The organism is Algibacter sp. L3A6 (assembly GCF_009796825.1).
Taxonomy (GTDB): Bacteria; Bacteroidota; Bacteroidia; order Flavobacteriales; family Flavobacteriaceae; genus Algibacter.
This window is the reverse complement of record NZ_CP047030.1, coordinates 1,414,420-1,427,950: the sequence shown is the minus strand read 5'-3', so window position 1 is coordinate 1,427,950 and position 13,531 is coordinate 1,414,420. Positions and strand designations below refer to the sequence as shown.

At 32.6% G+C, this 13,531-nt stretch carries 14 protein-coding genes and 1 tRNA gene; 7 read left to right on the top strand and 8 right to left on the bottom strand.

The genetic code is table 11. The annotated features are described in order from the left end of the window. The first annotated feature begins 57 nt into the window (after window positions 1-57). From GQR98_RS05975 to dusB, 3 genes are all read left to right on the top strand, one after another. Entirely contained in the window at window positions 58-1,173 is a 1,116-nt protein-coding gene (locus GQR98_RS05975) for a T9SS type A sorting domain-containing protein (RefSeq protein ID WP_159018706.1), read from the top strand. Between the two features lie 36 nt (window positions 1,174-1,209). After that, a complete protein-coding gene (locus GQR98_RS05970) occupies window positions 1,210-1,863 on the top strand; it encodes a hypothetical protein (RefSeq protein ID WP_159018705.1) in 654 nt (217 codons plus the stop codon). A 91-nt stretch (window positions 1,864-1,954) separates the two neighbouring features. Next, on the top strand, window positions 1,955-2,950 hold the full coding sequence (gene dusB, locus GQR98_RS05965) for a tRNA dihydrouridine synthase DusB (RefSeq protein ID WP_159018704.1): 996 nt from the start codon (window positions 1,955-1,957) through the stop codon (window positions 2,948-2,950). A 112-nt stretch (window positions 2,951-3,062) separates the two neighbouring features. Here the strand turns inward: dusB and GQR98_RS05960 are convergent, their stop codons facing one another. From GQR98_RS05960 to rbfA, 5 genes are all read right to left on the bottom strand, one after another. Further along, complete coding sequence (locus GQR98_RS05960) at window positions 3,063-3,797, bottom strand: SDR family oxidoreductase (RefSeq protein ID WP_159018703.1); 735 nt, start codon at window positions 3,795-3,797, stop codon at window positions 3,063-3,065. Between the two features lie 8 nt (window positions 3,798-3,805). Beyond that, window positions 3,806-4,603, bottom strand: coding sequence for a haloacid dehalogenase type II (locus tag GQR98_RS05955; RefSeq protein ID WP_074937139.1), 798 nt, complete (start codon window positions 4,601-4,603; stop codon window positions 3,806-3,808). Window positions 4,604-4,659: 56 nt separating this feature from the next. Next, on the bottom strand, window positions 4,660-5,262 hold the full coding sequence (locus GQR98_RS05950) for a TetR/AcrR family transcriptional regulator (RefSeq protein WP_159018702.1): 603 nt from the start codon (window positions 5,260-5,262) through the stop codon (window positions 4,660-4,662). A 289-nt stretch (window positions 5,263-5,551) separates the two neighbouring features. Then, window positions 5,552-6,757, bottom strand: a complete 1,206-nt coding sequence (locus GQR98_RS05945) for an ABC transporter permease (protein WP_159018701.1) — start codon at window positions 6,755-6,757, stop codon at window positions 5,552-5,554. A gap of 1 nt (window position 6,758) precedes the next feature. Beyond that, a complete protein-coding gene (gene rbfA, locus GQR98_RS05940) occupies window positions 6,759-7,196 on the bottom strand; it encodes a 30S ribosome-binding factor RbfA (protein WP_042502346.1) in 438 nt (145 codons plus the stop codon). A 261-nt stretch (window positions 7,197-7,457) separates the two neighbouring features. Between rbfA and mce the strand changes: the two genes are divergently transcribed. The 4 genes from mce to GQR98_RS05920 all read left to right on the top strand — a co-directional run bounded on the left by mce (window position 7,458) and on the right by GQR98_RS05920 (window position 9,295). Continuing rightward, window positions 7,458-7,859 (top strand): methylmalonyl-CoA epimerase, encoded by a 402-nt coding sequence (gene mce, locus GQR98_RS05935; RefSeq protein ID WP_159018700.1) that lies wholly within the window; start codon window positions 7,458-7,460, stop codon window positions 7,857-7,859. Between the two features lie 51 nt (window positions 7,860-7,910). Continuing rightward, window positions 7,911-7,984: transfer RNA gene (locus GQR98_RS05930), tRNA-Ile, on the top strand. Between the two features lie 132 nt (window positions 7,985-8,116). Then, complete coding sequence (locus GQR98_RS05925; protein ID WP_159018699.1) at window positions 8,117-8,626, top strand: HigA family addiction module antitoxin; 510 nt, start codon at window positions 8,117-8,119, stop codon at window positions 8,624-8,626. Window positions 8,627-8,632: 6 nt separating this feature from the next. Further along, a complete protein-coding gene (locus GQR98_RS05920) occupies window positions 8,633-9,295 on the top strand; it encodes a nucleotidyl transferase AbiEii/AbiGii toxin family protein (RefSeq protein WP_159018698.1) in 663 nt (220 codons plus the stop codon). A gap of 808 nt (window positions 9,296-10,103) precedes the next feature. Here the strand turns inward: GQR98_RS05920 and GQR98_RS05915 are convergent. From GQR98_RS05915 to GQR98_RS05905, 3 genes are all read right to left on the bottom strand, one after another. Further along, window positions 10,104-10,769: an NUMOD1 domain-containing DNA-binding protein gene (locus GQR98_RS05915; RefSeq protein ID WP_159018697.1), complete on the bottom strand. Its 666-nt coding sequence runs from the start codon at window positions 10,767-10,769 to the stop codon at window positions 10,104-10,106. After that, complete coding sequence (locus GQR98_RS05910; RefSeq protein ID WP_159018696.1) at window positions 10,756-12,162, bottom strand: primase-helicase family protein; 1,407 nt, start codon at window positions 12,160-12,162, stop codon at window positions 10,756-10,758. The genes GQR98_RS05915 and GQR98_RS05910 overlap by 14 nt, the downstream gene beginning before the upstream one ends. A 151-nt stretch (window positions 12,163-12,313) precedes the next feature. Continuing rightward, window positions 12,314-13,087 (bottom strand): hypothetical protein, encoded by a 774-nt coding sequence (locus GQR98_RS05905; RefSeq protein ID WP_159018695.1) that lies wholly within the window; start codon window positions 13,085-13,087, stop codon window positions 12,314-12,316. Window positions 13,088-13,531 lie beyond the last annotated feature (444 nt).

The window sequence follows — 13,531 nt, the reverse complement described above, 5'->3', positions numbered from 1 at the left end:
TTATGGAGATGGTCGATTTTTTAATTATACCATTCGTTTTCTTACTACCTTGATAACATGAAGTTTATTGCTCTCGTAATCGTTTTTGTTTTTAGTGTAAGCACTGTTTTTGCACAAATTAGTGATGCTATAGAAGAGTTTGCACTGCCAGATCAGTTAAACGAATCTTCAGGGATAATTTTTTTCAATAATAAATTACTCACGCATAACGATTCTGGTGGCGAAAACAAGCTTTACGAATTAGATGTTAATTCTGGTTTGGTTACAAGAACAGTTACTGTTTTAAATACTACAAATGTAGATTGGGAAGATCTTACTCAAGACGACTCTTATATTTATATAGGAGATTTTGGAAATTATGCAGGCGATAGAACAGATTTAAAAATTTATAAAATTAGTAAAACGGATTATTTAAACTCCACAAATGTTACAGCAGAAATTATCTCTTTTAATTATGCTGCTCAAACGAGTTTTACTAACAATGAAAATAATACCGAGTGGGATGCTGAGTCTTTAATTTCTTTTAATACAGAAAATTTAATGCTCTTTAGCAGAAACTGGATTAATGGCAATACCAAAGCCTATTTAATTCCAAAAACGGCTGGTAATTATGGGCTTAATCCGTTGCCTTCAACACTTAATAGTGGCGGATTAACCTCAGGTGCTACATACAATAGTGAAAGCAAAAAGTTGTTTTTAATTGGCTACACTCAGTTTTTGCAACCCTTTGTTTGGGAAAGCGAAAACTTTACAGGCATCGATGTTTTTTCGGGAACTAACACGCAAACATCATTATCTGCTAATTTTGGTTTCGAGCAAATAGAAGGTATTACGGATAATGGTGGCGGTAAGTATTTTATATCATCAGAGACTTTTAATAATTCCGGAATTTCCGATTACGGCAAGCTTATTTCTTTTTCAGAAGAAAATACACTATCAATAAATAATGATGGTGTTGCGGAATTTCAATTATTCCCAAACCCAGTAAATACGACGTTGTCTATTAAAGCAAACAACTTTCAAAAGGTAGAAATATTCAATACTAAAGGTGCTTTACTTCACTCGGGTAATAGTAAAACAATAAATATGCAAGCTTTTAATTCGGGTATTTATTTTGTGAAAATCATAGAAAACAACAACACATCTAGCATCAAAAAGATAATTAAGAAATAAACATTAATTTTGCCCAAATTATCAATACATAAATCAATGTTTAAAAAATCTATTGCTGTTCTTTCTTTGTTCTTTATTTTAACTTCTTGTTGGAAGGATAAAAGCCCAGAAGATTTAATTCGATTAAAAGATAAATTCAAATCTCAAGTTGCTACGTTCGAAAACAAAAAAGAAGTTGCAAACAAAAACGTAAACAAAGGATTAGAGTCTTTGGGCGCTTTAAAATTAGCTTTAGAAGATGCTAAAAATGAAGATAAAGAATTTGCTAAAGTTTATGGCGACTGGGAAAAGGTTGATAAACGCGTAAAAAACCTGAATAAAGAATACGAAGATTTAAAAACTAAAGCGGCTAATTTATTCACGGCCATGGAAACTCAAACCAATAGTTTAAGCGATCAAAAAAGTAAAAACACATTGTTATCGGCTATTAATAAAGCCAAAACAAAATATAATGGCACACTAGCGAATACCTCTAAAGCCATAGATAAATTAAAACTTTTACACAACGATGCCGTTGAGGTTGTTAAAGCTTTGGAAGTTGCTGCGGCATTAAATTCTTTCGATTCTATTAACGGACAAATGAAAAGTATTGAAGACCGTGTAGATGGTATTATGCAAGAACTAAACGTTGCCGTAGTAGAAAGTAAAAAACTGTACGAAAAGAAAATAACCGAACTAGGCGAGAATTAATTTAGGTATAAAAAGTTTAAAAGTTATCCGGTTTTATAAAACCCAATACATTTAAGTAAAAAACCTTAATTTTGCCCAAAAATATAACCCATTGGTAAAAATAGATCACATAGAATTGCCCGATTTCCCATTGCTTTTAGCGCCAATGGAAGATGTTAGCGACCCGCCATTTCGCGCACTTTGCAAAGAACAAGGCGCCGATGTGGTTTATACTGAGTTTGTATCCAGCGAAGGTTTAATTCGTAATGCCGCAAAAAGCGTTATGAAACTTGATATTTATGAAAAAGAACGCCCAGTTGGTATTCAAATTTTTGGAGCGAACTTAGATAGCATGCTACAAACCATAGATATTGTAGCTGAGTCTAAGCCCGATATTATTGATATTAATTTTGGTTGCCCCGTAAAAAAAGTGGTAAGTAAAGGCGCAGGAGCAGGCATTCTAAAAGATGTATGTTTAATGGAGCAACTTACCGCCGAAATGGTAAAACGCACCAATATTCCAATAACCGTAAAAACCCGTTTAGGTTGGGATCACGACTCTATTCGTATCGTTGAGGTAGCCGAGCGTCTGCAAGATGTAGGCTGTAAAGCCATTGCTATTCATGGGCGAACACGAGCTCAAATGTATAAAGGCGATGCCGATTGGAAACCTATTGCACAAGTAAAAAATAACCCACGTATGCATATTCCTGTGTTCGGAAACGGCGATGTTACCACACCAGAACGCGCCATGAAAATGCGTGACGATTACGGATTAGATGGCTGCATGATTGGTCGTGCTACCATCGGGAATCCTTGGTTTTTTAAGCAAGTAAAGCACTTTTTTAACACCGGAGAACATCTAGCGCCAATAAGTTTAGAAGAGCGCGTAGAGGCGGCTCGTCGTCATTTACAAATGGCTATAGATTGGAAAGGTGAAACGCTTGGCGTTTTCGAAACTCGCCGTCATTACACCAACTATTTTAAAGGCATTCCGCATTTTAAAGAGCACCGTATGAAAATGGTAACATCCGATCATTCCGAAGATGTTTTTGCTGCTTTCGATGAGGTGTTGCAAAAATTTGCAGGATACCAGTTCACAGAATAAATTCCGTTTTTACTGCTTAACGACGTTAGGAGAAATCGCAAAAGAGAATAAAAGCTATACCCGACTATAGCTGCGACATCTCCTGCTGCCGATAATTAAAAATTTGGTGCTACTAAACTAATGCACCGTTAGCACCAATAACTTGTCCGGAAATCCATTTAGATTCATCGCTCGCTAAAAACACAACAACGTTAGCAATATCAATTGGTTTTGCTAATCTATTAAAGGCATTCATACCGCTAAGTTTATCAATAAACTCCTGCGATTTTCCTTTTAAAAACAACTCTGTTTCTGTGGCGCCAGGAGCAAGAGCATTAACTGAAATGCCACGCCCAATTTCCTTAGAAAATACACGCGTCATTTGTTCAACAGCCGCTTTGGTAGAAGAGTATATACCGTAAGTAGGGAACATTAATTTCGCCGTACTCGAAGAAATGTTAATAATATTTCCGTTATCAGCCAGTTTGCTATCTGCCTCTTGTAGTGTATTAAAAACGCCTTTTACATTAACATTAAATTGACTATCAAAGTCATCCTCGGTGCAATCTTTTAGTAATTTAGAAGTCATAATACCTGCATTGTTTACTAAAACATCAATTTTACCATAAGCCTCAATAGCTTTATCAAAGAGATTCACAACATCCGATTTTTGGCTAACATCCGCTTTTACAGAAATAGCTGCGCCACCATTTTTAACAATGGTGTCTACAGTTTCTTGAGCTTCTGCTGCACTATTAGAATGGTTAACAATTACTTTTGCGCCATTTTTAGCTAACTGTATAGCAATTTCTTTTCCTATACCTTTAGACGATCCGGTTACTAGTATAACTTTGTTTTCTAGATTCATAATGTATATTATTTTAGTGCAATGAGTTTATCTGCTATGTTTTTTAAATTAGATTCCGATAGTTCTGGTAATGCTGCTAACGGATATAATTGAGCTCCCGGACGACTAATAAAAGCGCCTCTCCAATTGGCCCAAAGTGCTCCGGCAATATCCCAGCCATGTGCGGCTACTAGCATACATTCGTTTGGTTGTACGCCCATTTTTCTCGCGGCCCAATCGTAAGCATCTGCATGTGGTTTAAATTTGCCCATATCTTCAATACTTAAGCGTTGTTCAAAATACTCGGTTAATCCTGCATTTTTAAATTGCGTTTCCACACCTTTATTAGATGAGTTTGTGAAAGATACTAATTTGTAGCCGGCATCTTTTAAACTTTGTAATGCTTGTTTTACTTCTGGGTGTGCAGGAATAGAACGCAACGGTCCTAAAATAGCTTCTTTGGCTTGAGTTTCTGTAATTGAAATACCATGATTGGCCGCTACCATTTGTAATGCAGCAGCTCCAATAATTCCGAAGTCGTTATATTGTCTTCCTACGGTTGTAACTAAAGAATATTGTAACATGGTTGTAAACCAAAGTGGTAATAAATCTGGGCGATTGCCTAATACTTTACCAACGCTTTCCTTCATGGCTGTTAAATCGAGTAGTGTTTCGTTTACATCAAAAAATAAAACTTTTGGTCGCTTGCTAGATGTTGTGTTTGCAGTTTCTGTATTTGTTGAGGCAAATGCTAAATGCGGTGCTGCCAAACCAACCATGGCCGATTTTTTCAGAAAGTCTCTTCTTTTGTTTGTTTCGTTTTTCATTGCTATTGTTGTTTTATAAAACATACTAATAGGTATGTTTTTAGTGTAAAAAAATGTTAATTTTTAATTTGCTGTAAATAAATAGATAAGCCGCTCATGTACTCATCTAAAATAACATCGGTGTCGTAGAGTTTTCGAATACCACGCACGCCTTCAAAAGCACTTATTAAATATACAGCAACCGATGCGCTCGAGATGTTTTGTTTAATGCTGCCTTCTGTTTTACCACGCTCTAATAACAGGATTAAGGCATCACGCCAATTGTCTATTATTTGTTTTAATGCCATTTGGTATGCAGTTTCAAAATCGCCAATTTCGTTTATAAAATTGTTTGTTGGGCAACCGTGTTTTTTATCGTGTAGTGAGAAAGATTTTAACCTTTCCGAAAATGTATTTTCTAGTATATCTACAACATGTCCGGGTTGTTGTAAAGGTTCTATCATACCTTTAAAAACGCGCTCTTGTAGTTTTAAGCTTATTACGGCAAGACCCAATTCTTTTTTGTTTTTATAATGATGATAGAACGCACCTTTTGTTAGTTTAGTGGTTTTCATTATAGTATCTACACTTGTGGTTTTAAATCCGTTTTTATAAAACAGTTTAAACGACTCGTTAAGAATGGTTTGTTTTGTGAATTCCGATTTTTGCTCCTGTAACATATTACAAAGGTATATAAAAAATACTAGTAGGTATGTTTTTTAACTTTTTCTGTTAAATTGTATGCTGTGCGGATAAAAATTATTTGTGGGTTACGCTATTTGTTGGTAGATAAACCTGCGAGAAGGATTGATGCGGCATCCTTTTTTGAAAGCTTAAAATAGCTCATATTTTAGGTTACCCCGAGTTTGTGTTAAAATAACGGTTGTAGAACGTTAACGAAAAGTGCTTACAAAAAAGATATAGCGGAAAGCCTGTTTGCTATTTTTCTTGGCAACTCGCCAAAATTATTTACACGGTTTTCACCATATTTTTTGTAATACGTGCCGATGCAATTTTGGATGCAATAATGCCTAAAACCGAGATGGTAATAAAAACGATAAATATGTTTTCGATACGTATGGTAACAGGGTATGGCAGCGATGGCGTAATCATGACGAGGCTGAATTGCTGTTGTAAAAAGGTAATAATAAGTGCGATAGCGAGCCCGATAAGCCCCCCAATAATACTCATTAAACTACCTTGGTAGAAAAATATTTTACGAATATCTTTTACCGTGGCACCTATATTAAATAGGGTACTTAAACTTTTCTTTTTGTCTAGCATCATCATAATTAATGAGCCGATAACGTTGAAAAATGCAATGATGAGTACTAGGGTAAAAATGAGGTAAACGGCCAAATTTTCTGTGTTTAACATTTTGTAAAGCGCATCGTTTAATTGTGCGCGATTTTTTACGGTAACATTATCACCTAAAATGGCTTGTATGCTTTGTTTAGCTTGGGTTTCGTCTGCGTTTGGGTTAAGCTTAAACTCTATAGACGATATTTGGTTGTCTTGGTAATTAAGTAATCGTTTTGCTAAATCTATGGGAGCATAAATGTAGCCATCGTTTAGGGTTTCGTTTATGTAAAATATACCAACATTTACTGCGCGAACGGTATTAAAGGCATCTTTTGTAGAATTTAATTGCCCTTTTCCAGGCTTGGGAACATAAATGTTTATAGATTTTGTAAAATCTAGAATACCTAAAGATAAGTTTTTAGAAATGCCCCAACCCACAACAATTTCGTTTGTGTTTTGGTCTAACCAACTGCCTGTATCCATGGCAGAATCTATATTTACAATGTTTTGAAAATTGCCGTCTACACCTTTTATTTTAGCAATAGTAGTTTTGTTATTGCTAGTTATAAAAATGCGCTCTTCAATAATTTTAGAATACTCGGCAACGGCTTCTAAATTATCGAGTTTTTCTGCGATATCTTTAGTAAGCATAAAGGTTTTACCAATGGTGGTTTCGGCCTTTAAATCTGGATCTATTTCTGTAGAAAACTGTAGTGTAAAATCTTTTAATCCGGCAAAACCAGAGAGCACAATAAATAAAGATGCAGCCCCGAGAATAACACCAATAATAGCAATGTTGGTTATAAAATTAATAGCGTTATTGCTGCTTTTGGAACGCAAATAACGTTTTGCTATATATAGTGGGAAACTCAATCTACGATTTTTTTCTTTTGTCTAAAATATTAGGATCTTTGATAGGGTTTTCTTCGCCTTTTAAAGATTTTTCAATCTGGTCGATGTACTCTAAAGAATCGTCTATAAAAAACTCTAAATTAGGCATACGGCGCAATTGGTGTTTGGTACGTTGTGCTAATTCATGACGAATTAATGGTGTATTCGATTTTATGCCCTCCATCAGTGCAGGCGCTTTATCGTTAGGAAAAATGCTTAAATAGACCTTCGCAACCGATAAATCTACAGTAACCTTTACTTTAGATACCGATATTAAAACACCACGCATTCCGCCCTGTGTGGCAGCTCCTTGTAGAACTTCTACTAAATCTTGCTGTAAAACCCCACCTATTTTTTTTTGTCTTTGACTTTCTGCTTCTTCCACTTTATAAAATGCTTTTAGATTGCAAAAATAAAGCATATTTAAAGATTATCTTGTTTTTCGAGGTGTATTTTAATATTTTCAGATTAATTTAGATAATAATTAACAAATTAACGCTTTCGCGGAAGGAATACAGGCTCGTTTATTCTTTTCGTCTTGTGCAGATTATTTAATGATATTCTTGCCAAGAGGATGTAAAAGAAGTGCGTCGAAACAGATTTGATATTTTCTTTTGCATGTATTGTTAGAATAAAATTAAGATTTTCGCATTCACAGAAATGAAAAAAAACAGGTTTTTAGATGAAAAAAATAGAACATATTGGCATTGCAGTAAAAAATTTAGAAGTTTCTAATAATTTATATTCAAAACTTTTTGGAGAGCTACCTTATAAAACCGAAGCTGTAGAAGATGAACATGTAAATACATCGTTTTTTAAGGTTGGTGATAATAAAATTGAATTATTAGAAGCAACCTCGAAAGATAGCGTAATAGCCCGTTTTATTGATAAAAATGGAGAAGGTATCCATCACATTGCCTTTGATGTGGAAGATATTGAAGCTGAAATTATCCGTTTAAAAAATGAAGGTTTTAGAATTATAAACGAGGTCCCGAAGCGTGGAGCCGACAATAAATTAGTGGCTTTTTTGCATCCGAAATCTACAAATGGTGTACTAATTGAACTTTGCCAAGAGATAAAGTGATATTTTTTTTGGTTACATCTAAAATAAATAGTAATATTGCACTCCAATTTCGGTCCCATAGCTCAGTTGGTTAGAGCACCTGACTCATAATCAGGTGGTCCTTGGTTCGAGCCCAAGTGGGACCACATAGAGATTGTAAAGCTTCACAGCAATGTGAGGCTTTTTTTTGTGCTTTAAAGTTAACTAATGTTAATAAAAAGTAAACAAGATTGTTTACAAATATTTTTTTATATACATTTGTTATACACTAAAAATCTATGTTACCTAAAATTTCTAAAATAAAAGGAGTACATCCAGGGCTTATATTACAACGCGAAATAAAGCGTTGTAATATTAAAAGCTCGCAATTAGCTATAGCTATAGGTGAGCATAAACAAACTATTAGTGCTATCATAAATCAAAAAAGAGGTATTAATCCCGAGTTATCTATTAAACTAGCAGATTACTTTCATGAAGAAGAAGATTACTTTATGATGCTGCAAGCAGGTTATGAGGTTAAAATTGCATTAACTAAAAATAGTGAAAGAAAACCCAATCTAAACAATATTAGAAAAGTACTATTTTGGGATACCACCTTTGATAAAATCGATTGGGACAAAAACAAACGTGCTATTATTAAGAGAGTTTTAGAAAGAGGTAATGATAAGGAAATTAATGAAATTATAGAGTTTTATGGTAAATCTACAGTATCTACAATAGTAAAGTCTATTAAGAACTCTCGCTTATCTACATTTAAAACAAATGCAGAAATGCATGAGCTTGTTTAAAATTTAATGGCTTTGCATCTAAATACAGTTTCCGACCTTCTTTGGGAATCTTTAAATACACTAATGTCTATTGAAGAGTTTAATGATTTTCGTTTAGTTGGTGGTACATCTTTAAGTTTACAACAAGGTCACAGAGAATCTACAGATATTGATTTATTTACTGATGCAGAATATGGTAGTATAGATTTTAATCGTTTAGAGGAAATTTTAAATGAGACATTTCCATATACATCTACATCTTCTGTAGGTGATGTTGTATTTGGTAGGTCTTACTTTATTGGTGAAAATGCTGACAATGCTCTTAAATTAGATATTTATTATAGTAGTGAATCTTTTATATTTCCAATATTAGTTAATGGCAATGTGCGTCTAGCACCAAATGAAGAAATAGCAGCAATGAAATTTGAAGTAATTGCAAATGGTGGTCGTAAAAAAGACTTTTGGGATATACATGAGTTGCTAGATGTATTCACTTTAGAAGAAATGATAAGTTTCTATTTACAACGCAACCCTTATGGTTCAACAAGAGAAGAGGTGCTAGAAGCTTGTTTATATTTTTCAGGTGCAGAAGACGATTTATTACCTAATTGTTATCGTAACAAAGCTTGGGAACTTATAAAATTAGATATAGAAGAAGAAGTGCAAAATATTTTAAATTCAGACAATTAAAGTCATCACAACCTAATTTTTTGCTTAGGTAAAACAAATTACAAAATCTTACCTAAGCATGTTTTTGATACTATTTTGATACCAAATTTCAGCTAAAACAAATAAAGCGCTAATAATCAGCGCTTTATTTAAATCTCACACATGCCAAGTGGGACCACATAGAGATTGTAAAGCTTCACAGTAATGTGAGGCTTTTTTTTGTGCTTTAAAGTTAAATAAAGAGATGTTTTGACGCTTTATTGAGAGAGTAAGCGTGTTGTTATTCTGATTACTTTTTAGAAATAAAAGAGGTTTTCTTGGAAGATCTTAATTTGTTCTTTTTGAAAAAATGAATTAACAGTTTCGATTTGAAGTAGAGTATAGTTTTAGCTAAGCGTTTTTATAGGCTTTCTCTGGTTTTATTTGCTTTGTTTGCTGAATGAGTTTCGGTATTCTTTTAAATGGGCTTAAAAGCGCTCTATGTATTCTAATTATACGTCAAGAATTTATATTCGTGCTCCGTTTAAAAGTATGGGGTGTTGGTTCGTGTTTTCTATTTGTAGAGTTGTGATATCGTTAGTAAATATTAAAATCTCAGAAAAACCAAAACCTATTAAAAACAAAAAAGTCTAACATTTCTGTTAGACTTAATTTTGCTCCTTCTCTTGGGCTCGAACCAAGGACTGTAATGTGTTGTTTATTAAATGGTTAAAATTTTAATGCTTTTTGGGACTTCCTTTTTATATGCCTTTTATTGTAGTATGTTTTAAATTAGAAATCTTTTTAAGTTTTTATGTATAAAGATAACATTTCTGCTATCCTTATATTTTTAATTATACTTCCAAATAAAACCACCACTTTGTTTTCGTTCATTTCTGCAAACTCTAGAAATACAGGTTTTAGAAATACCTGATATTCTACTAGCTTCAGCTACTGAATCGTAAACTGCTACCTGTTTGCCAGAAAGGGAGTATTGAATTACTTTCTTTTTACGTAAATCTTTTTCTGGGTTGAAGGGAACACTAAAATTATAACTCCAATAGTAACCTTTGCAGGTTTTGTTTTGACCTAGACAGGCATTGCTAATACATGTTTTACGTGCACTTACTGCACTAGATGCACTTACTAAAGAATCGTAGCTATTTACAAGGCTTCCATCTTTAATATTGTATTGGTAAACTGTTTTTTTTATACCTCCACCTGCATCTGAGTTATAGCCTTGATTTTTAGAATTTAACTTTACAATATATTCTTTTTCTTTTTTGGCTAACTCATCTGTAGTATTAGTAGTATCTGTCTGCTCCCAAGTAAATGCATCTGAACCATGTGTAGCTATAGCTTTTGCGAAAGGATGTGTTTCACCTCTATTTGCTCGTTCTTGATGATCTAGTTTACGTTGTTCTATAGAACCTGTAGTTGCGCCTACATAGAATTCTCCTGTGATTTCGCATTTAACTGTGTAAATGAAGCCTGCTGGTTTTTTATTCTTCTTCATCTTTAGCCTCCTTTCCTATACTTTTTAAATAAAAATCAAACTTTTCACCCGATTTACGGTCTTCATATATCAATCCACTATGTTTAGCATACTCCTTCATCCATTTAGTCATTTGATGTGAAGATAAATTATTATACTGCACATATTCTTTGGTAAAAAGTGTTAAAACATCTTTCTTGCTAATCCAGGTATTAAATTCAACTAAACCTAAGTCCATAAAGGCTACAAATTCTTCCGATGTTACATTTATTAATTTATTCGTTTTAAGATTTATAGGTTTAGCTTGAATTAATCCATGGTTTAGGTACATCTGAACACAATGCATCATAAAATGGAAAAACCTGTTCCATTCGTACATATCCCAATCAATAAAGAAATAACAATCAAACTCGTCTTGAGGAGTGTAATTTTCATTATAATGATTTGCTACTTCAAATTCGCATCGCCTTCTAATATCTGTACTGCCTCCTGTACCGTTAACAATATAATTACTACTAATACATATTTTTGGAGCATTTTCGGGTTTAATATACTCTTCGTCTTTATATTTTTTTTCTATGGGTATTCCAGTAGTTATCATTGAATAAAGTGTTTCTAACGAAAAGTCGTTACCTACATCATCGTAAAATACAACATCACTTGTTCTATTAATTCGTTGATTTTTAAACCAACTTTTGTTCTTCATGTTTTTACCGTCCATAACAACAAGCTCCCTACATTTACCAATTGCACTTACTAATAAACTTTTGCCAGTTCCTCCATTTGCAGTGCCATCAAAAGAAATGTTTTCATCTACAAATATTATAGCTTTAGCATTAGCAGGATCTTGATTTCTGTGCAATAAGTAGCCTATTATCGTTTTCAAGGATAAAAACCGTTTTTCATCTTGACCAGAAAGGTTGAAGCAAAACTTGTGAAATTGACCTTCATCATCGTTAGTTGCTAAAAAGCAATCATGAGGTATAATTTTTGACTCCCAAATTTTTCCTTCAATATCATCCCTTAAGCGACTAGAAAATGATTTCTCGTCGACTTGCCAACTTAAATTTGAAAAATGAAACCAACTAGTTTTATTATTATCTCTATCGTTTAATATCTGAACAGAATTTAAAAATCGAAGTTTTTGCTTAGATATATAGCCAGATGACCCTTTTATGAAAGCTTCGTACACATCAGGTTCATTTCTTTTTTTTAAATAGGTTTTTACATAATCTGTTATAGCATGATCTGCAACTTCCTTTACTGTATTAGTCGACTCTTTAACTAATACATAGGTTGTATTAGAAGTTTCAGCTTTAGCAAAACCAGAATTGGAAATAAATTCTATTAATTTACTTTGGATGATTTTAACGCTTCCTTTTTTGTCCACATCCCAAAATGTTTTATTTATCATTTTTAAATATTTTTTAAATTAAAAAATACTTTCTTAAATAGATAGTGAAAGTGAATGTGTGTACTACCTACTTAAACACATGGCAAATATTTAAATTTAATGTAATTTATATATTAAAAAAAAGGTGCAGAGATTTGCACCTAAAATATTTTTATTTTTTAATGGCTTTTAATTTATTTAGTATCGAATCTAAATTATCAATATTTTTATCAGTCCAATTTGATTTTTTTGCATAATAATTCAACTTGTTTCTAAAGCTTTTATCAATTGGTTTTGATTTTATTAAGAAATAATTTGAAATCAATTTTGCTAAGTTTGCTGGTGCTAAGTTGATATATTTATTTTCTATCAATCGAGAAAAAAGAAACGCTAAATTTTCTGTTGTCATATTCCCAAATGGGATTTTTTCAAAAGATTCTAATTCTAAAGTTCTATCTGCAATATAATCTCTTATTTCCCAGATAACATCGTTTAAAATTACATCATTTATTCTTTCATTTGAATAGTTAATTTTTTCAATTTTATTAGCTTTTTCAATATATTCATCTACGACTTCATTATAAAAACCTAATTTTTCATCATTACTATATTTCTTTTCTGCTTTTCTACGAATTTCAATATTACCTATTTCTTTGGCTTTTATCTTTAATATTGCAGGAATTAAGCAATCGTCAAAAAAATTCATTTTTTTAGTTTTAACTTTAAGTTCTTGATTAATTACCAAACCGTCCTCTACCGATTCTGGAATGGACACCAAATAGATATATTTATATTCAATGTCAAACAACTCATCCTTAGTGGATTCAAGTTCTTTCCTGTTACGACAATCGCAATTAATGAAATTATTGTAGAAATCATTCACTTTTTTAAAATCAAGTAAGTCTTCTAAATCAATATCAAAAAATGGGCTCTTGTTGTCTAGCATTGTAATTTATTAATAGTTGTGAATGCGTAATATATTAAAAATACACATTCACATTGACTATTTCAATTCATTTTCAGGGGTTTTCTTTAAGGACTAAACCATCTCAAAAGAATGCTAACCTTATATTTAATATTTGAGTTTCAAACAAAATACAGCGTAAAGTCCAATCTATAGATTTTAATTTTAGCTATAGTATTATCACAAATGCGTTAAAATTTCGAAGTAGTAATAATAGTAAGCCTTTTTGTTAATGATAAAAACTGTTTTGCCAGAATTGGATAGTTTAACTTCATTTACTTTAGCATAATTACCTTTAATTAATTCTCCAATATCCTGTATAACCTTAACTTTAATGGGGCAATACAAGGTTTTGAGTTTTCCATACCACGTAATTACAAGTATAGATTTTGGAGAGCAATAATTAAACAGTTCTGCGAGTTCTTC